19 protein-coding genes are annotated in these 18,235 nt (G+C 53.5%); 10 read left to right on the plus strand and 9 right to left on the minus strand.

Going from position 1 to position 18,235, the window contains the following annotated elements; translation table 11 throughout:
- Positions 1–11 precede the first annotated feature (11 nt).
- The 5 genes from tal to ENTHG_RS16300 all read right to left on the minus strand — a co-directional run bounded on the left by tal (position 12) and on the right by ENTHG_RS16300 (position 3,758).
- On the minus strand, positions 12–971 hold the full coding sequence (tal, locus tag ENTHG_RS16280) for a transaldolase (protein WP_044181915.1): 960 nt from the start codon (positions 969–971) through the stop codon (positions 12–14).
- A gap of 71 nt (positions 972–1,042) precedes the next feature.
- Positions 1,043–1,723 carry a D-allulose 6-phosphate 3-epimerase gene (gene alsE, locus ENTHG_RS16285; protein ID WP_044181918.1) on the minus strand — a complete coding sequence of 227 codons (681 nt, stop codon included), beginning with the start codon at positions 1,721–1,723 and terminating at the stop codon, positions 1,043–1,045.
- A gap of 24 nt (positions 1,724–1,747) precedes the next feature.
- Positions 1,748–3,010, minus strand: a complete 1,263-nt coding sequence (gene ulaA / locus ENTHG_RS16290; RefSeq protein WP_044181921.1) for a PTS ascorbate transporter subunit IIC — start codon at positions 3,008–3,010, stop codon at positions 1,748–1,750.
- A gap of 30 nt (positions 3,011–3,040) precedes the next feature.
- Positions 3,041–3,307 carry a PTS sugar transporter subunit IIB gene (locus ENTHG_RS16295; protein ID WP_044181924.1) on the minus strand — a complete coding sequence of 89 codons (267 nt, stop codon included), beginning with the start codon at positions 3,305–3,307 and terminating at the stop codon, positions 3,041–3,043.
- A 13-nt stretch (positions 3,308–3,320) separates the two neighbouring features.
- Positions 3,321–3,758 carry a PTS sugar transporter subunit IIA gene (locus ENTHG_RS16300; protein ID WP_044181927.1) on the minus strand — a complete coding sequence of 146 codons (438 nt, stop codon included), beginning with the start codon at positions 3,756–3,758 and terminating at the stop codon, positions 3,321–3,323.
- A gap of 214 nt (positions 3,759–3,972) precedes the next feature.
- On the opposite strand from ENTHG_RS16300, the gene ENTHG_RS16305 reads away from it, so the two are divergent.
- On the plus strand, positions 3,973–5,022 hold the full coding sequence (locus tag ENTHG_RS16305) for a LacI family DNA-binding transcriptional regulator (protein WP_044182534.1): 1,050 nt from the start codon (positions 3,973–3,975) through the stop codon (positions 5,020–5,022).
- A 347-nt stretch (positions 5,023–5,369) separates the two neighbouring features.
- Here the strand turns inward: ENTHG_RS16305 and ettA are convergent, their stop codons facing one another.
- Positions 5,370–7,037 (minus strand): energy-dependent translational throttle protein EttA, encoded by a 1,668-nt coding sequence (gene ettA / locus ENTHG_RS16310; protein WP_044181929.1) that lies wholly within the window; start codon positions 7,035–7,037, stop codon positions 5,370–5,372.
- 205 nt (positions 7,038–7,242) lie between these two features.
- Between ettA and sltY the strand changes: the two genes are divergently transcribed.
- Positions 7,243–9,183, plus strand: coding sequence for a murein transglycosylase (gene sltY / locus ENTHG_RS16315; RefSeq protein ID WP_044181932.1), 1,941 nt, complete (start codon positions 7,243–7,245; stop codon positions 9,181–9,183).
- A 63-nt stretch (positions 9,184–9,246) separates the two neighbouring features.
- Positions 9,247–9,576: a trp operon repressor gene (trpR, locus tag ENTHG_RS16320; RefSeq protein ID WP_044181934.1), complete on the plus strand. Its 330-nt coding sequence runs from the start codon at positions 9,247–9,249 to the stop codon at positions 9,574–9,576.
- Here the strand turns inward: trpR and yjjX are convergent.
- Complete coding sequence (gene yjjX, locus ENTHG_RS16325) at positions 9,567–10,082, minus strand: inosine/xanthosine triphosphatase (RefSeq protein WP_044181937.1); 516 nt, start codon at positions 10,080–10,082, stop codon at positions 9,567–9,569. The genes trpR and yjjX overlap by 10 nt on opposite strands.
- A 95-nt stretch (positions 10,083–10,177) precedes the next feature.
- Here yjjX and gpmB point away from each other — a divergent pair, with 95 nt between their 5' ends.
- Positions 10,178–10,825, plus strand: coding sequence for a 2,3-diphosphoglycerate-dependent phosphoglycerate mutase GpmB (gene gpmB / locus ENTHG_RS16330; protein WP_044181938.1), 648 nt, complete (start codon positions 10,178–10,180; stop codon positions 10,823–10,825).
- Here the strand turns inward: gpmB and robA are convergent.
- Positions 10,822–11,691 (minus strand): MDR efflux pump AcrAB transcriptional activator RobA, encoded by an 870-nt coding sequence (gene robA / locus ENTHG_RS16335; protein ID WP_044181940.1) that lies wholly within the window; start codon positions 11,689–11,691, stop codon positions 10,822–10,824. The genes gpmB and robA overlap by 4 nt on opposite strands.
- A 210-nt stretch (positions 11,692–11,901) precedes the next feature.
- On the opposite strand from robA, the gene creA reads away from it, so the two are divergent.
- Genes creA through creD form a run of 4 tightly spaced genes read left to right on the plus strand, consistent with a single transcriptional unit; the run spans position 11,902 to position 15,937 of the window.
- Positions 11,902–12,372 carry a protein CreA gene (gene creA / locus ENTHG_RS16340; RefSeq protein ID WP_044182538.1) on the plus strand — a complete coding sequence of 157 codons (471 nt, stop codon included), beginning with the start codon at positions 11,902–11,904 and terminating at the stop codon, positions 12,370–12,372.
- Between the two features lie 5 nt (positions 12,373–12,377).
- Positions 12,378–13,073 (plus strand): two-component system response regulator CreB, encoded by a 696-nt coding sequence (gene creB, locus ENTHG_RS16345; protein WP_044181943.1) that lies wholly within the window; start codon positions 12,378–12,380, stop codon positions 13,071–13,073.
- Positions 13,073–14,497 carry a two-component system sensor histidine kinase CreC gene (gene creC, locus ENTHG_RS16350; protein WP_044181947.1) on the plus strand — a complete coding sequence of 475 codons (1,425 nt, stop codon included), beginning with the start codon at positions 13,073–13,075 and terminating at the stop codon, positions 14,495–14,497. Before creB ends, creC begins: the two co-directional genes overlap by 1 nt.
- Positions 14,498–14,554: 57 nt before the next feature.
- A complete protein-coding gene (gene creD / locus ENTHG_RS16355) occupies positions 14,555–15,937 on the plus strand; it encodes a cell envelope integrity protein CreD (protein WP_044181950.1) in 1,383 nt (460 codons plus the stop codon).
- 80 nt (positions 15,938–16,017) lie between these two features.
- On the opposite strand, the gene arcA is transcribed toward creD, so the two are convergent.
- Positions 16,018–16,734 carry a two-component system response regulator ArcA gene (arcA, locus tag ENTHG_RS16360; protein WP_044181953.1) on the minus strand — a complete coding sequence of 239 codons (717 nt, stop codon included), beginning with the start codon at positions 16,732–16,734 and terminating at the stop codon, positions 16,018–16,020.
- Positions 16,735–16,829: 95 nt separating this feature from the next.
- Between arcA and yjjY the strand changes: the two genes are divergently transcribed.
- Positions 16,830–16,970, plus strand: coding sequence for a YjjY family protein (yjjY, locus tag ENTHG_RS25140; protein WP_106403292.1), 141 nt, complete (start codon positions 16,830–16,832; stop codon positions 16,968–16,970).
- Between the two features lie 398 nt (positions 16,971–17,368).
- Complete coding sequence (locus ENTHG_RS16365; RefSeq protein WP_044181955.1) at positions 17,369–18,055, plus strand: tRNA/rRNA methyltransferase; 687 nt, start codon at positions 17,369–17,371, stop codon at positions 18,053–18,055.
- The last annotated feature ends 180 nt before the right edge of the window (positions 18,056–18,235 follow it).

Below are 18,235 nucleotides of genomic sequence, written 5' to 3' on the forward strand. Positions count from 1 at the left end.
ACGTGTCGTCATTATGCTTTCTCTAAATGAAGTGCGATCATTGCTTCCAGCTTGCGCTGATCTTCTGCGAATAACCTGATGCCCTCAGCAAGCTTCTCTACAGCCATGGCGTCTTCATTGAATTGCCAGCGGAAATCAGCCTCGGTGATGGGGGAGGGTTTGGCCTCTGTCTGCGCAGGCAAATGCAGGTGCTGAATAACGTTGTAGTGGCCTTTATCCAGCATTTGCAGCAGTTGCGGAGAGACGGTGAGTTTGTCGCAGCCTGCCAGCGCCAGCACCTGTTCAACTTTGCGGAAACTGGCGCCCATAACGACAGTTGAGTACCCGTGCTGTTTGAAGTAGTTAAAAATAGTGCGAACAGATTTAACCCCTTCATCCTGTTCAGGATCGTATTCACTGAGCGGGTTTACTTTCTGATACCAGTCGTAAATACGACCGACAAAAGGTGAAATCAAAAAGACATTGGCTTCGGCGCAAGCCCTGGCCTGAGCAAAAGAGAAAATGAGCGTCAGGTTACAGTTGATCCCCGCTTTTTCGAGTATTTCAGCGGCCCGGATTCCTTCCCACGTCGCGGCGATTTTAACAAGTACGCGAGATTTATCGATGCCCTGTAATTGATAAAGCCCGATGATACGTTTAGCACGCTCGACGCAGGCTTCGGTATTAAAGGAAAGACGGGCATCTATTTCTGTTGATATACGACCCGGTATATTGTTCAGGATTTCGCAGCCAATGTTAACTGCGAGTTTCTCACAGGCAATAACCGTTTGAGACTGTTGGTCGGCGGCTTTGTCTTTAGCGAACTGCACGGCATCCTGAATGAGAGAGGCATATTCAGGAATCGCTGCGGCTTTGAGAATAAGGGACGGGTTAGTCGTCGCGTCTTCAGGATGCAATTGTACAATTGAAGATAAATCACCACTATCAACCACAATACTGGTGAGTTCTTTTAATGTGTCAAGTGCTGTCATGTTAGCTCCTGGCGTAAAAATAAACTGCGTTTCAAAATAAAATGCAGTGAAATAAGGGCAAAAATATAATTTTATGCAGCAACGGTTTCGCGCTGGAAGATATCAATCATCTTATCCCATGCCTGACTGACATCGGCGTGTAAAGAAAACAGGCCGGACGTCCCAACGATAAACACATCGACGCCTGATGCAGCAATTTGCCCAAACGTTTTTTCATTACATGAGCCGTCGATTTCTGTCAGGTAGTGGTAATTATTACGCTCACGCATAGCGATCAGTTTTTTGATTTTATTAAGCGACTCAGGGATGAACTTCTGACCCGCAAAGCCAGGGTCAACGGACATTATGGTGACTTTATCCAGCAGATGTGCATATTCCGCGATGCTTTCCGCCGGGGTTGCCGGGTTAAGTACCACGCCGCATTTTTTGCCTGCGTCTTTGATCTGATTAAGAAGGCGGAAAATTTTGTTATTCGCCGTCTCCGGATGGAAACTAATAATGTCCGCCCCGGCATCGAGACACATTGGGATAATGTCTTCGGGATGGTTAACCATCAGATGCACATCAATGGGCACGGTGGTGATTTTTTTCAGATTCTCAATAAAAAAGGGAGACAGCGTGATATTACGAACGTAGTTACCATCCATAATATCGACATGATAAAAGTCTGCTTTATTGTTCAATGCGGTAATTTGCTCTTTGAACTGTGTCAGATCCATACACATTAATGACGGTGAAAATTTAGCGTCCATGAACGACCTCTGATATGAAAATAGTTAGTTAAAAATGGAAATGATGTGGCTCAGGATGATCCCTACGACGCCGAAGTCAGCATCACCGAACGTGGTAGAGCCCAGTCCCATATCGCCCATCAGGGGGAGAAGAATGGCGGGCAGGAAGGAAATAAGCAGGCCGTGGGCAAATGCGCCTACCACCGCGCCGCGCCGTCCGCCGGTAATGTTGCCGTAAACGCCAGCCGTTGCTCCGCAGAAAAAGTGTGGAACCAGTCCCGGTACAATGACGCTCAACCCGAACAGCGGGCAGAGGAACATGCTCACCAGACCTGCTACAAAGCTGGAAAGGAACCCGACGATGACGGCGTTAGGGGCAAAGGGAAAGACTGTCGGGCAGTCCAGAGCGGGCTTCGCATCCTTCACCAGTTTGTCAGCTATTCCTTTAAAGGCAGGAACGATCTCGGCAATCACCATGCGCACCCCGGCAAGGATGACATAAACGCCTGCGGCGAAGGTGAGGGACTGAATAACGGCGAAGATAATGTAGTTCTGGCCTGAACTCAGCGTTTCCTCAACGAAAGATTTCCCCGCAACGCTGACCAGCACCAGGAAAAGAATCATCATGGTGAGAGAGATCGCGACAGAAGAATCACGGAGAAAGTTCAGCGACTTAGGAACCTTAACTTCTTCGATTGAAGGGCTTCCCTTGCCTACAACTTTGCCAACAAGCGCGGATAGCAGATAACCGATAGAGCCAAAATGCCCCAGCGCCAGGTCATCGGTATTGGTAATTTTACGCGTAAAGGGCTGCAAAATTGCAGGCGAAATCACCATCATGGCGCCCAGAATGACCGCACCGATAGCCACCACCCAAAATCCCGACAACCCACCTACAGACAAGATTACCGCCAGCATTGCTGCCATATAGAGGGTATGATGCCCGGTGAGGAAGATGTACTTCAATGGCGTTAAACGTGCGAGGGCGATATTAATAAGCATGCCCAGAACCATAATCATAGCGGTTGCCGTGCCGTAATTCTTCTGCGCCAGCGCGGCCATGGCATCCGTATTAGGAACCACGCCCTGAATATGAAATGAATGTTCAAATAATTGGCTAAAGACAGTTAAGGTAGTCGCTACAATACCTGCGCCGGCAGTTAAAAGCACAAAACCCATTATTGTCTTGAGGGTGCCAGCGATAATATCTGACACCGATTTTTTCTGTAACAGCAGACCAATCAGTGAAAACAACCCGACCAGAATTGCCGGTGTCCCTAGTACATCGTAAATAACGAAATGAAGCATGATAAACTCCAGGAATCAGAGGGAAAGTGCTTAGATGTTTGCTTCTAAAATTTCTTTGATTTTATTATTATCCAGTAAATTGCTGAGCCCAAAAACTTTCGCAGGATGGTCTTTGAGATGCTCTGCAATATCTTTTGCGCTGAGAATAATATCCGCGGACTCGCTTTTCGCAGAAGTCATGTCGGTGTGGCTCACCTCTGCCTCTTTATTAATCTCATTAAGTATTTTTTTGACATTCATTTCAACGATAAAACTGCTGCCTAAACCATTACCGCAAACGATAAGCACTTTCTTCATGGGATTTATCCTTTCAGTTAATTACAGCCTGAATGGCATTGAGATCTGCTGCTTTTAACAACCGATTTAACTTCTCTTCATCACTAAAAATATTTGCCAGTTCACTGATCATGTTGATGTGCTCTTCGCCGGAGTGGGCACACAGCATAATAACCACATATACGGGGTCATTCTCTGCAGAGTTGAATGAAACGCCCTTTCTGATATGAAGAAGCGACAAACCATTTTTTATTGCGCCTTGTTCAGGCCGGGCATGCGGCATGGCCAGGCCTGGCGCTAATACATAATAAGGCCCTAATTCATTATGGCTTTTAATGATCGCATTAATATAGTCATCGGTTACATAACCCTGCGCCAGTAGAGGTTCTGCTGAAAGCAGAACGGCATTTTCCCAGCTATCAATCGCGTCGATGACATTAATTTTGTCGGGTGTTAACCAGTCGCTGATCATGTTTACCTCTAAGGCTTCATCAGGCTGAACTATAAACAGCAAACTAAAATGCAACTGTGATCTGTATCGCAGAGTTAGCGCTAACACGTAAAAATGTTAAAAATTGAGTTACCGCTAACAAGATTCATGATGTGCTTACTTTTGTGTTAAGTTATAATATGTGTCAAAGATATTTTTTTCTATTTCACGAGTTTTCAAATGGTTGGAGAAGTTTGTGCAGATTTCAGACTCAGACGGTAGCCCGAAAGAAAAACGGCGTAAAGGGACAGGCAAGATTACCCTGAACGAAGTGGCTGAGTTTGTTGGCGTGAGTGCCATGACTGTCTCACGTGCATTAAGGATGCCTGAAAAAGTCAATCCCGACCTTCGCAATCGTATTGATGCCGCAGTGAGTCAGCTTGGCTATGTACCGAACCTCCAGGCGAGAAACCTGGCATCCGTCCACTCCGATCTCATTTTAGTCGTCGCGCCAACGTTCTCTTCGCCCGGCTTTTTGACAGTATCTGAATCATTGCAAACTGTACTGTCCAAACGGGGCTATACCATGATGTTCATGGAATCGGGTCACGATGGCCAAAGTGAACAAAAAACGTTTGAAAAAATTCTCGCCTATAACCCGGCGGCGATCATCCAGTTCAATATCGACACCGTTGAGGGGTGTACCCAACTGCTTGCCAATGTCGATGTGCCGATACTGGAAATTGGCGCGTTAAATCCCAACTCTATTGGGATGAGCGTTGGTGTGGATTACGGTAAGGCGATTAACAAAATCATCACGCATATGGCCAATGCATCCTTGAAAAACATTGCGTTGCTCTGTACCCCCGCCAACAATACGATGTTTCGTCAGGTATTAAGCGGGTGGAATACCTCCATGCTCGCCCTGAATCGCTCTCCACACCGGGTAGTGACAACCCATTTGCCATCAACCATCACCACTGGCGTTAATACCTTCCGGGATATGATGATTACCTGGGATGATCTGGACGCATTAATTTGCACGTCGGATGAAATGGCATGTGGATGTATGCTGGCGTGCCACAGCGCGGGTATAAAAATACCCAATACCGTTTCCATTGCGAGTTTAGGCGGTGGCGCGCTATCAATGGTATGCTCGCCTTCCCTGACAACCGTTGAGTTTCCCTGGAGTGAAATCGGCATCAAAGCCGGGAAAGCGCTCCTTGATCTTCTTAACGACGTTCCCGGGGAAAAATTCATTGAGATCCCCTCAACGTTAAAAGTCAGAGCAAGCACAACTCATTAAACGTTGCCGAACAGCGGCTTAACGCCCCCTTCCTTGTCAGACTCCAGAATAGATTAAAAGTAAGCGGCTGAATGGGTAGCTATTGCGTTAGTGCGGCCTGGTGGCACCGGCGTAGCCCGGATAAGGCGAAGCCGGCATAAAAAAAGCAGCTTGCGCTGCTTTTTTCAGACTGCTGACAAAGCCAACAGGAATTCATGGAACGGCGTAGCCCGGGTAAACGTAGTGCACCTGGGACTCCCGGATGCGGCGAAACGCCTTATCCGGGCTACCGTCATTGTGCCGCTCTTTCGTCACTCCCGGGTTTGTCAATAACCTCAAAAAAGCAGCTTGCGCTGCTTTTTTGCTGTTTATTTTGCAATACGTTTGTACTTGATACGCTTCGGCTCCAGCGCGTCGGCGCCCAGCGTGCGTTTCTTATACTCTTCGTATTCGGTGAAGTTACCTTCGAAGAACTCCACCTTACCTTCATCCTGATAATCCAGAATGTGGGTGGCGATACGGTCGAGGAACCAACGGTCGTGCGAGATAACCATCGCGCAGCCCGGGAACTCCAGCAGGGCGTTTTCCAGCGCGCGCAGGGTTTCGATATCCAGGTCGTTGGTCGGTTCATCGAGCAGCAGCACGTTGCCGCCAACCTGCAGCAGCTTCGCCAGATGCAGACGGCCGCGTTCACCGCCGGACAGCTCGCCAACGCGTTTGCCCTGGTCGGTGCCTTTGAAGTTGAAGCGGCCAACGTAGGCGCGGCTTGGCATCTCGGTGTTGCCGATCTTCATGATATCGAGACCGCCGGAAACCTCTTCCCACACGGTTTTGCTGTTGTCCATTGCATCACGGAACTGATCCACGGACGCCAGCTTAACGGTATCACCCAGGGTAATGGTGCCTGCATCCGGCTGTTCCTGCCCAGACATCATGCGGAACAGGGTCGATTTACCCGCGCCGTTCGGGCCGATAATGCCAACGATAGCGCCTTTCGGAACCGAAAAGCTCAAATCGTCAATCAGCAGGCGGTCACCGTACGATTTACGCAGGTTATTGACCTCAATAACTTTATCCCCCAGACGTGCGCCAGGCGGAATAAACAGTTCGTTGGTTTCGTTACGCTTCTGGTACTCCATGCTGTTGAGTTCTTCAAAGCGAGCCAGACGCGCCTTACCTTTAGACTGGCGGCCCTTCGCACCCTGGCGAACCCACTCCAGCTCTTTCTCGATAGACTTACGGCGTGCCGCTTCGGCAGAGGCTTCCTGCGCCAGACGCTGATCTTTCTGCTCCAGCCAGGAGGAGTAGTTGCCCTCCCACGGAATGCCTTCGCCGCGGTCCAGTTCCAGAATCCAGCCCGCCACGTTGTCGAGGAAGTAACGGTCGTGGGTAATCGCTACCACGGTGCCTTCGAAATCGTGCAGGAAGCGCTCCAGCCAGGCCACGGACTCGGCGTCTAGGTGGTTGGTCGGTTCGTCGAGCAGCAGCATGTCCGGCTTTTCCAGCAGCAGGCGGCACAGCGCCACGCGGCGACGTTCACCCCCGGAGAGGTTAGCGATTTTCGCATCCCAGTCCGGCAGGCGCAGGGCATCTGCCGCGCGCTCCAGCTGTACGTTCAGGTTATGACCATCATGCGCCTGGATAATCTCTTCAAACTTGCCCTGTTGGGCCGCAAGCTTGTCGAAATCGGCGTCCGGCTCGGCGTACTTCGCGTACACCTCATCAAGGCCTTTCAGCGCGTTAACCACTTCCGCAACCGCTTCTTCCACGGATTCACGGACGGTATGTTCAGGGTTGAGCTGCGGCTCCTGGGGCAGGTAGCCGATTTTGATGCCGGGCTGCGGGCGGGCTTCACCTTCGATATCGGTATCAATGCCAGCCATGATGCGCAGCAGGGTAGACTTACCGGCGCCGTTAAGGCCCAGTACGCCGATTTTTGCGCCAGGGAAGAAACTCAGCGAGATGTTTTTCAAAATATGACGTTTCGGCGGAACAACTTTGCCGACACGATGCATGGTATATACGAATTGAGCCACGTTGGACTTCGCCTCTTCTATGTAATATTCAACAGCGGAGTGTAGCCGTTTTCGACGCTCAATCCCAGCCAGCCGCGCCCGGAGTGTTAAATCGTACAAGAAAGGTAAAAAAGTGTGCATGACGTGGCGCGTTGCGGTTCGCCCGGTTAGCATTAATAGATTATGCGGCATGAGGCTGCTAACACAGGTAAAAGAGGAAGAAGCAGTGCAGAAAGCCAAACCTGCCGCCTGGCGCTTACTGGCGGCCAGCATGTGTTTGCTGTCCCTTAGCAATATTGCGCGGGCGGACTCACTGGATGAACAACGTAGCCGTTATGCGCAAATCAAACAGGCATGGGATAGCAAACAGATGGACGTGGTGTCGCAACTGATGCCCACCTTGCAGGACTATCCCCTGTATCCCTATTTACAGTACCGTCAGTTAACTGACTCGCTGATGAATCAGCCGACGATCGCCGTCAGCAACTTCATCCAGGCGAACCCGACCCTGCCGCCGGCCCGCACGCTGAAAACCCGCTTTATTAACGAGCTGGCGCGACGGGAAGACTGGCGCGGCCTGCTAGCGTTCAGCCCGGATAAACCCACCGCCACCGAAGCCCAGTGCAACTATTACTACGCGAAGTGGAACACCGGGCAGGCCGAAGAGGCCTGGCAGGGCGCGAAAGAGCTGTGGCTAACCGGCAGCAACCGCCCCAACGCCTGCGATAAGCTTTTCGGCGCGTGGCGCGCCTCCGGACAGCAGGATCCGCTGGCGTACCTGGAGCGTATTCGTCTGGCGATGAAAGCGGGCAACACGCGGCTGGTCACGCTGCTGGCGGGCCAGATGCCAGCGGATTACCAGACGATCTCCTCGGCGATTATCACCCTGGCCAACAATCCCAATAGCGTGATGGATTTCGCCCGCACTACCGGGGCGACCGACTTTACCCGCCAGATGGCGGCGGAAGCGTTCGAAAGCGTGGCGCGGCAGGATGTCGAAAATGCCCGCTTGATGATTCCTTCCCTTGCTCAGGCGCAGCAGCTCAATGAAGAGCAGACGCAAACCCTGCGCGATATCGTCGCCTGGCGGCTGATGGGCAACGACGTCACCAGCGAACAGGCGCGCTGGCGTGACGATGCCATTATGCGCTCGCAGTCGATCTCCATTGTTGAGCGGCGGGTACGTATGGCGATCGGCACCGGCGATCGTCGCGGGTTGAATACCTGGCTGGCGCGGCTGCCGATGGAGGCGAAAGAGAAGGATGAGTGGCGCTACTGGCAGGCCGATCTATTGCTTGAACGCGGCCGCGATACGGAAGCGCAGGAGATCCTCCACGCGTTGATGCAGGAGCGCGGGTTCTATCCGATGGTCGCCGCGCAGCGGCTGGGTGAAACCTATGTGATGAAGATTGATAAAGCGCAGGGCGCTATCGACCCGGCGCTGGCGCAGGGGGCGGAAATGGCCCGCGTGCGCGAGTTGATGTACTGGGGGCTGGACAACACCGCCCGCAGCGAATGGGCCAATCTGATTACCAGCCGCAGCGCGCAGGAGAAAGCGCAGCTGGCGCGCTACGCCTTTGAGAGAAACTGGTGGGATTTAAGCGTGCAGGCCACCATAGCCGGTAAGCTTTGGGATCAGCTGGAGGAGCGCTTCCCGCTGGCCTACAACGATCTCTATGCGCGCTATACGCGAGGCAAAGACATTCCGCAGAGCTATGCAATGGCGATTTCACGCCAGGAGAGCGCCTGGAACCCGAAAGTGCGCTCCCCGGTCGGCGCCAGCGGCCTGATGCAGATCATGCCGGCGACGGCGACCCATACGGTGAAGATGTTCAACATTCCCGGCTACAGCAATTCGGCGCAGCTGCTCGACCCGGAGACCAATATCAACATTGGCACCAGCTATCTGCAGTATGTCTATCAGCAATTCGGCAATAACCGCATCTTCTCGTCGGCGGCCTATAACGCCGGGCCAGGGCGAGTGCGTACCTGGCTGAACAATAGCGGCGGGCGGATTGACGCCGTGGCGTTTATCGAAAGCATTCCGTTTTCCGAGACCCGCAGCTATGTAAAAAATGTGCTGGCCTACGACGCCTACTATCGCTTCTTTATGGATGGCAGCAGAGTACCGGTGCTGACCGACGCCGAATGGCAGCGCCGTTACTGATTTGGTTCGTTTGTGTTATGCTGCGTACTCTCTAACGAGTACGCAGCATAATGGCGGAATACTATGACTCAACAATCACCCTATTCAGCGGCCATGGCCGAACAACGCAACCAGGAGTGGCTGCGCTTTGTTGAACTCGTCAGGCAATCTTACGAACAGGACCTGCATCTTCCTTTGCTCAACCTGATGCTCACTCCCGACGAGCGCGAAGCGCTGGGCACCCGGGTACGGATTATCGAGGAGCTGCTGCGGGGCGAGATGAGCCAGCGCGAACTGAAAAGCGAACTGGGGGCGGGGATTGCCACCATCACTCGCGGTTCAAATAGCCTGAAAGCAGCCCCGCCGGAGCTGCGTTTATGGCTGGAGCAGACGCTGCTCAATACTCAGCGGTAAACGGCGTTGTGGAAGGGGCTTAGCGCCAGAATGACCGCCTGATGGTAAACGCTGGCGCGGGTCAGCTTTCCGGCGGTGAAAACGCCAATCGCTCCCTCTTTACGGCCGATTTCGTCGATGCCGGTGTAGCGCGACATCGCAGGCCCCAGCGCCTCTCCGGCGCGCACCTTTTCCAGAATCACCTCGGGCAGCGGCAGGGTGGCCGAGCGGGCTTCCCCACGCTGTTCGCGCGTTTCGATCACCACCCAGCTAAAGGTGCTGTCGTCATCAATACCGGCCTCGATGGCGACCCAAAAGTCGGCCTCTGGCTGCGCCAGCCGGGCATTAGCCACGCGATTGCGCGCCCCGGCCCGCGTCTGTTCATTGCCTAACGGCTGTTCCGGCACGCCGCTGTCAACGACAACGGAATCGATATGGCAGGCTCCTTCGCCGAAAATCTGCTGAAAAGCGTGCAGAATCGCCCGAATTTTGGCGGGATTGGTGGTAGCTGCGATAACATGATGCATAATCAATAACTGGCCGCCCGTAACGAGACGCGTTCTGCATCACGGGAAAGCCTCCTCTATCATAAATTTCATCGCAGTATAATGGATATAAAAGCATGTTACAGGTATACCTTGTTCGCCACGGTGAAACGCAGTGGAACGCCGAGCGTCGTATTCAAGGCCAGTCAGACAGTCCGTTAACCGAAAAGGGCGAGCAGCAGGCGTGGCAGGTGGGCGAGCGCGCGAAGGCGCTGGGTATCACCCATATTATCGCCAGCGATCTGGGCCGCACGCGGCGCACGGCTGAAATTATCGCCGACAAATGCGGTTGCGATATCACCTTTGATTCACGGCTGCGCGAGCTGGATATGGGCGTACTGGAAAAGCGTCCTCTGGAATCGCTAACCGAAGAAGAAGAGGGCTGGCGTCGCCAGCTGGTGAATGGCACCGCCGATGGCCGCATTCCTGAGGGGGAATCCATGCAGGAGCTGAGCGACCGTATGCACGCCGCGCTGGCGACCTGCCTGTCGCTGCCGGAAGGAAGCCGCCCGCTTATCGTCAGCCACGGTATGGCGCTGGGCTGCCTGGTGAGTACCATTCTGGGGCTGCCGGCGTATGCCGAGCGTCGCCTGCGTCTGCGTAACTGCTCGATTTCCCGCATCGATTACCAGGACAGCCCCTGGCTGGCCTCTGGCTGGGTGGTGGAGACAGCAGGAGACGTCTCGCACCTCGACGCTCCCGCCCTTGACGAGCTGCAGCGTTAACGGCGAATCGGTACCATATACTCGCAGCGAATATGCAGCGGCGGCTCCTGGCCCCGCGCATCGTCCTGCGGGTAGAAGCGCTCAATGTCCTGCCCTTTACGCCGCGTCAGGCTCAGCATTGGCATACAGGTGCCATAGACGGTGAGGATGAACTCCTGCAGGCCGGTGCCCGGACCATCGTAAAAGAACATCACATACTCGCCGCCTTCCAGCACCACCGGATGGGAGTTGGGAATGTGCCCGTTGGCCATCTCCGGCGTGAGCGCGGTGGTATAAAGCACCTCCTGCTCATCATCCCGCTCCAGGCTGGGGCGCGGTTCATGCAGGCCGTACATTTCCGCCGGGATTGTCGGCGAGTTGCCCAGAAATTCGCGCCAGAACTGGATGCGCATCTGGTTGCGGAAGTCAGAAATTTCTTCCAGCGCGCAGGTATAGCTCTGCGTAGTGCCAATAAGATGTGTTTCGGGCAGCGTAACGAATTCATGCTTCGGCAGGGTAAATTCGCCCAGCCGCAGAGGCGGACGGATACCGAACGCGCTCCAGTCCGGGGAGCGACGATAGAGCGCAGGCGTAAGGTTGAACTGCTTTTTGAACGCGCGGGTAAAGGTCTGCTGCGAATCAAAGCGATATTGCAGGGCGATATCCAGGATAGGGCGCGAGGTCAGGCGCAGCGCAACGGCTGATTTAGAGAGGCGGCGCGCGCGAATATAGGCCCCAATCGCATGGCCCGTCACGTCTTTAAACATCCTCTGTAAATGCCACTTGGAATAGCCAGCTTTTGCCGCCACATTATCCAGTGACAGCGGCTGATCCAGGTGACCTTCCAGCCAGGTAAGAAGATCGCGAATAATCCCAGCCTGATCCATACAATGTCCTCATCCATAAAATGCTTACGCCCGATACCAGGACAGGGATAATACCATTGTTTGCTCTTTTAGCATTCAGTGTTTTTTTTGCGCATAGATGCGCATTGTGTCTGATTTTCATGATAATTTTTGTAAATTAGTGATCTGTAACCTTTTTCCTTTTAGAAAGGTTAATAATTGCCCACCGTTATTTTTAAGAATGGTAACAATATGAAATATACAGGCTTATTCCTTACATCCTTTTTTTTACTCTGCGGGGCGGCAAAGGCCGAACAGATAGGCTCAGTGGATACGGTGTTTAAAATGTTCGGCCCGGATCACAAAATTGTCGTCGAAGCGTTTGACGATCCGGATGTACAAAATGTGACCTGCTACCTGAGCCGGGCGAAAACCGGCGGCATCAAAGGCGGGCTGGGTCTGGCAGAGGATACCTCTGATGCGGCCATCTCGTGCCAGCAGGTGGGGCCGATTACGCTTAGCGATAAAATCAAGAATGGCAAGGCGCAGGGTGATGTGGTCTTCCAGAAGCGTACCTCTTTAGTCTTCAAGAAACTGCAGGTGGTACGCTTTTACGACAGCAAACGCAACGCGCTGGTCTACCTGACCTACTCCGATAAAGTGGTCGAAGGGTCGCCGAAAAATGCCCTTAGCGCGGTGCCCATCATGCCGTGGGGTAAATAACCGCTATGGCGCTATCGCAACCACGGATTTGGTTAGTCGAAGATGAGGCCAGCATCGCCGAGACGCTGGTCTATATGCTGCAGCAGGAAGGCTTTGCGGTGACCGCATTTGAGCGGGGTCTGCCCGTCCTGGAAGCTGCGGGAAGGGCGTTGCCCGATCTGGCGATCCTCGACGTGGGGCTGCCGGACATCAGCGGCTTTGAGCTGTGCCGGCGCCTGTTAACGCTGGCGCCAGGGCTGCCCGTGCTGTTTCTGACCGCCCGCAGCGAAGAGGTCGACAAGCTTCTGGGGCTGGAGATAGGCGCGGATGACTATATCGCCAAGCCCTTTTCACCACGGGAAGTGGCGGCCCGGGTACGTACCGTGCTCAGACGGCTGCAAAAAGCGGCGGTTCCGCCGTCGCGCCTTCGCGTCGGGCAGTTCGAACTGGACGAAGAGGCGGCGATGATTCGCTGGTGCGGCGAAACCCTGCCGCTGACGCGCTATGAATTTCTGCTGCTCAAAACCTTACTGCATGCCCCCGGCAGGGTCTTTTCCCGCCAGCAGCTTATGGACCTCGTCTGGACAGATGCCGAAGAGAGTTTTGACCGCACCGTCGATACCCATATCAAAACCCTGCGCGCCAAATTACGCGCCATCAACAGCGAGCTTTCCCCTATCAATACCCATCGCGGCATGGGCTACAGCCTGGGGACACGCTAATGCGCATCGGCATGCGGCTGCTGCTGGGGTACTTTCTGATTGTGGCGGTGGCCGCATGGTTCGTACTGGCGATTTTTGTCCAGGAGATCAAGCCCGGCGTGCGGCGCGCCACCGAAGGGACGCTGATTGACGCCGCCACGCTGCTGGCCGGTGTAGCGCGTGATGACGTCCTTTCCGGCGAGGCGCAAAACGGTCGGCTGGCGCAGGCCTTCGCCTCGCTCCATGAAGGGAAAATTAACGCTGACATCAGCGGCATCCGTAAAGTGCGTAATGAGTATCACGTCTATATGACCGACGCCGCCGGGCGGGTGATTTTCGATTCGGCAGGCAAAGCGGTGGGGCAGGACTATTCGCGCTGGAACGACGTCTGGCTGACGCTGCGCGGGAAATACGGCGCGCGCAGCACGCGTATCGATCCTGATGATGAAGAGAGTTCGGTGATGTATGTCGCCGCGCCCATTACCGACGGCGGGCGAATCATCGGCGTGCTTAGCGTCGGTAAACCCAACAGCTCCATCGCCCCGGTGATCTGGCGTAGCGAGAGGCGGATGCTGTGGGCCAGTGCGGCGCTGCTGGGGATCGCGCTGGTGATTGGCCTCGGGGTAACGTTATGGATTAACCGCGCCATCGGCAAGCTTACCCGCTACGCTGATTCCGTCAGCGAAAACCGGCCGCTGCCGCTGCCTGATACCGGCAGCAGCGAACTGCGTAAACTGGCGCAGGCGCTGGAAAGCATGCGTCTGAAGCTTGAAGGTAAAAATTATATTGAGCACTATGTGCATGCGTTAACCCACGAGCTTAAGAGCCCGCTGGCGGCGATTCGCGGGGCGGCGGAGATTCTGCACGAGGGGCCGCCGCCCGAGGTAGCCGCCCGCTTTACGCAAAATATCCTCACACAAAATGCCCGCATGCAGGCGCTGGTGGAAAAACTGTTGCAGCAGGCGAAACTGGAAAATCGCCAGCAAATAGTGACAACATCCATTGATGTGGCGGCGCTCTTTCAGCAGCTTTACGACGAGCGCAGCGTGGTGCTGGCTGCTAAAAACCTACAGTTCCAAAGCCAGGCTGACGCGGTGGCCGTTCATGCCGATGCGGGCCTGCTGAGCCAGGCGCTGGGGAATCTGCTTGATAACGCCATCGACTTCACGCCGCAAAACGGCACTCTCGTTCTTCGCGCGCGGGAAGAGGGGGACGAGGTGGTCTTTACCGTGTGCGACAGCGGGCCGGGGATACCGGACTTCGCGCTGAGCCGTATTTTTGAACGCTTCTACTCCCTGCCGCGGGAGAACGGCCAGAAGAGCAGCGGCCTCGGTCTTGCTTTTGTGCAGGAGGTGGCGCGCCTGCACCACGGCACGGTCAACGTCAGTAACCGACGCGAAGGTGGCGTTGAAGCCCGGCTGGCACTTCACCGTCACTTCACATAACTTCAGCCTCTCTCCTTATAGCCCCGTTAACCTCTGTTCAATACAAAAGGAGGGGCTATGCCAAAATCACCACTATTCTGGAAAATTTGCACGCTGGCGGGTTGTTTCTGCCTGCTTATGCTGCCGCTGATCATGGTCAGCGATCTTATTAAAGAGCGCAGCGATTACCGCGATGATGTTGCCGGTACGCTGCGTCAGAGCAGCGCGGGCTCGCAAAAACTCATCGGCCCGCTGATTGCCGTCCCGGTAACCGAAGTGGTTACTACGCTTGAGTCTAACGGCAATGAAGCGCCGAAGGAGATCCAGCGCAAAAAGAGCTTTATTCGCTTCTGGCTGCCGGAGTCGCTGATGGTGGACGGTAAGCAAAAGGTAGAAAGCCGCGAGATCGGCATTTATGAGGGGCAGGTCTGGCACAGCGATATCAGCATCAAGGCGCAGTTCGACCCTAAGCGCTTCGGCCTTGAGGAGAGTGACAGCCTGCAGTTTGGCAAACCGTTTGTGGTGATAGCCGTCAGCGACGCGCGGGGCATTGTTCAGGTTCGCACTATGAACATTAACGGTGCGGAAAACGTGGTCGAACCGGGCGTGGGGCTCAGAAGCAGCGATCTGCAAGGGGTGCACGTACCGCTGGCCTCGGCGTCAATCACCCAAAGCCCGGTGAGCCTGGAAGCTTCGCTCAGTCTCAACGGCACCCGTACCTTTTCCGTGGTGCCGCTGGGGCGCAACAGTGAAATGACGCTGGTGAGCGACTGGCCGCACCCTGGCTTTATGGGCGATTTTTTACCCACTACACGAGAAATCAGCCCGAGCGGATTTCAGGCGCACTGGCAAAGCAGTTGGTTTGCCAACAATATCGACAGCAAAATTAATGACGTTCTGACTACCACCAATGAGACGGACTGGCGGCTGCCCGCCTTTAGCGTCAACATCGCTACTCCTGCGGATCAATATCAGCTTACCGATCGGGCGATAAAATATGCCATTTTGCTGATTGCGCTGATTTTTACCTCATTCTTCGTCTTTGAAAGCCTGACGGCGCGCCAGATGCACCCTATGGAGTATCTGCTGGTGGGGCTGTCGCTAGTCATGTTCTATCTGGTACTGCTGGCGTTGTCTGAGCACACGGGCTTTACCACCGCCTGGATTATCGCCAGCCTGCTGGGCACCACCATTAACGGTATCTATTTACAGGGGGTATTAAAAAGCTGGGGGATCAGCCTCTCGTTCACCGCTGCGCTGCTGGTGCTATATGGCATTATGTGGAGTTTGTTGAACTCAGAGGATAACGCCCTGCTGCTGGGTTCCGGCGTGCTGTTTATCGCGCTCAGTACCGTTATGATCCTGACGCGGCGCTTTGACTGGTATTCGCTCTCGCGTAAAAGTAAAAAAGCGGCAGAGAAAAAAGACGCGCCGGAGGATGCGCTACGGTTGTGGAAATAAAAAAAACGGCGCCTGGCGCCGTTTTTTGTTTTGTGCCGCCCGGATAAGGCGTTTTTACGTCGTATCCGGGGAGGTAACGCTTACTCCTGCAGATCGCCGCAGAAACGGTAACCTTCGCCATGGATGGTGGCGATGATTTCCGGCGTATCCGGGATGGATTCAAAATGTTTACGGATGCGACGGATGGTGACGTCAACCGTACGGTCGTGGGGTTTGAGTTCACGGCCGGTCATTTTTTTCAGCAGTTCAGCACGGGACTGAATTTTGCCCGGGTTTTCACAGAAGTGCAGCATCGCGCGGAATTCACTGCGCGGCAGCTTGTACTGCTCACCGTTAGGGCTGATCAGGGAACGGCTATTGATATCCAGCTCCCAGCCATTGAATTTGTAGCTGTCGACGCTACGACGCTCTTCGCTGATCGAGCCCAGATTCATGGTGCGGGAGAGCAAGTTGCGTGCGCGGATGGTCAGCTCACGCGGGTTGAACGGCTTAGTGATATAGTCATCAGCGCCGATTTCGAGGCCAAGGATTTTATCAACTTCATTGTCGCGGCCTGTCAGGAACATCAGCGCCACGTTTGCCTGTTCGCGTAGTTCACGGGCCAGCAGGAGGCCGTTTTTACCTGGCAGGTTAATATCCATAATTACCAGGTTAATGTCATTTTCGGAAAGGATCTGATGCATTTCAGCGCCATCAGTCGCTTCAAAGACATCGTAACCTTCTGCTTCGAAGATGCTTTTTAACGTGTTGCGTGTTACCAACTCGTCTTCAACGATAAGAATGTGCGGGATCTGCATGTTTGCTACCTAAATTGCCAACTGAATCGAAACAGGAAGTACAAAAGTCCCTGACCTGCCTGGTACATGTCGCAAATTAACATGAACGGCGTAACATGACTAAAGTACGTAATTGCGTTCTTGATGCACTTTCCATCAACGTCAACAACATCATTAGCTTGGTCGTGGGCACTTTCCCTTTGAACCCGACAGTGTCAAAAACGGGTGTCATCCTAACCATTGTAACAGCAACATAACAGGCTAAGGCGCAAAGGACACCCAATAAAACTACGCTTCGTTGACATATATCAAGTTCAATTGTAGCACGTTAACAGTTTGGTGAAATCTTGATATCTGTTTGCTAGCGTTTGTCACAATTTTTCAATAAACCAATCAGTTGCGAATATTAATTGATAAACAACATGAATCCAATAGGTGTTTCAGATTCATAAGTAAAATAATATGATTAAACAGAAGGATAAGGGCTTTCTGTTAACATTTTATGCTGCAATTATACTCAGTAACAGTTTAGCTTTATTTAAGCTTAAGCGAGATAAAATTCAGTGATTGCTGTTACATAATTGTAAATTCACGCCGCGAAATATGTGCGTTCTAACCCCCTTTTATTAATGAATTGATTAAAAAGCGAGCGAAAATGAAGCTGTCAGTTGTACTGGTTTCTCCTGCCAGAGCAGAAAATGTAGGGGCCGCCGCAAGGGCAATGAAAACCATGGGGTTCACCGATCTACGCATTGTCGATAGCGAAGCGCATTTGCAGGAAGCGGCGCGATGGGTGGCGCATGGCTCTGGAGATATTCTCGACAATATAACCACTTACGCGACGTTAGCCGATGCGCTGGCGGACATTCAGTTTACCGTGGCAACCACGGCGCGCAGCCGCGCGAAATTTCATTATTACGCAACCCCGGCACAGTTAGTGCCTCTGCTCCAGGAGAAAAGCGCCTGGATGGATTCAGCGGCGCTGGTCTTTGGTCGGGAGGATTCCGGGCTGACCAATGAAGAACTGGCGCTGGCAGACATCTTAACCGGCGTGCCGATGGTGGCCGACTATCCATCCCTCAATCTGGGACAGGCGGTGATGGTGTATTGCTATCAATTAGCTGCGTTAATACAAAACGCGCCACGTCCCCCGGTGACAGGCGACGATAACCCGTTGCGAGCCCTGCGCGCGCGGACAAAAGCGCTGCTGGAAAAGCTGAAGGTCGCCGATGACATCAAAATGGCTGACTGGCTGGAACAGCGTCTGGGAATGCTTGAGCAGCGCGACACCGCAATGCTGCACCGTCTGCTGCATGACATTGAAAAAAAGCTCGCGGAATAAACTACCGTCATAACATTTTTTTATAGATTCATTGACTATACACCGGGGCTGGGTAAGGGCTTTTTGCATTGCTGACGCGCGCTCTGCCAGCGTAGCGAGGCCTGGCGAGAAAAGCGCCAAAACTAAAAATACATTGACTTACGCAGGCAGATACTTTAACCAGTATAGGTACTGCACAGA

Source organism: Phytobacter massiliensis JC163 (assembly GCF_000321045.1).
Classification (GTDB): domain Bacteria; phylum Pseudomonadota; class Gammaproteobacteria; order Enterobacterales; family Enterobacteriaceae; genus Phytobacter_A; species Phytobacter_A massiliensis.

Bases quoted from the DNA above. Each gene is read 5' to 3' on its own strand.
- tal (WP_044181915.1), bottom strand. From the start codon at position 971: ATGACAGCACTTGACACATTAAAAGAACTCACCAGTATTGTGGTTGAT.
- alsE (WP_044181918.1), bottom strand. From the start codon at position 1,723: ATGGACGCTAAATTTTCACCGTCATTAATGTGTATGGATCTGACACAG.
- ulaA (WP_044181921.1), bottom strand. From the start codon at position 3,010: ATGCTTCATTTCGTTATTTACGATGTACTAGGGACACCGGCAATTCTG.
- ENTHG_RS16295 (WP_044181924.1), bottom strand. From the start codon at position 3,307: ATGAAGAAAGTGCTTATCGTTTGCGGTAATGGTTTAGGCAGCAGTTTT.
- ENTHG_RS16300 (WP_044181927.1), bottom strand. From the start codon at position 3,758: ATGATCAGCGACTGGTTAACACCCGACAAAATTAATGTCATCGACGCG.
- trpR (WP_044181934.1), top strand. From the start codon at position 9,247: ATGACTCAACAATCACCCTATTCAGCGGCCATGGCCGAACAACGCAAC.
- yjjX (WP_044181937.1), bottom strand. From the start codon at position 10,082: ATGCATCATGTTATCGCAGCTACCACCAATCCCGCCAAAATTCGGGCG.
- gpmB (WP_044181938.1), top strand. From the start codon at position 10,178: ATGTTACAGGTATACCTTGTTCGCCACGGTGAAACGCAGTGGAACGCC.
- robA (WP_044181940.1), bottom strand. From the start codon at position 11,691: ATGGATCAGGCTGGGATTATTCGCGATCTTCTTACCTGGCTGGAAGGT.
- creA (WP_044182538.1), top strand. From the start codon at position 11,902: ATGAAATATACAGGCTTATTCCTTACATCCTTTTTTTTACTCTGCGGG.
- creB (WP_044181943.1), top strand. From the start codon at position 12,378: ATGGCGCTATCGCAACCACGGATTTGGTTAGTCGAAGATGAGGCCAGC.
- creC (WP_044181947.1), top strand. From the start codon at position 13,073: ATGCGCATCGGCATGCGGCTGCTGCTGGGGTACTTTCTGATTGTGGCG.
- creD (WP_044181950.1), top strand. From the start codon at position 14,555: ATGCCAAAATCACCACTATTCTGGAAAATTTGCACGCTGGCGGGTTGT.
- arcA (WP_044181953.1), bottom strand. From the start codon at position 16,734: ATGCAGATCCCGCACATTCTTATCGTTGAAGACGAGTTGGTAACACGC.
- yjjY (WP_106403292.1), top strand. From the start codon at position 16,830: ATGACTAAAGTACGTAATTGCGTTCTTGATGCACTTTCCATCAACGTC.
- ENTHG_RS16365 (WP_044181955.1), top strand. From the start codon at position 17,369: ATGAAGCTGTCAGTTGTACTGGTTTCTCCTGCCAGAGCAGAAAATGTA.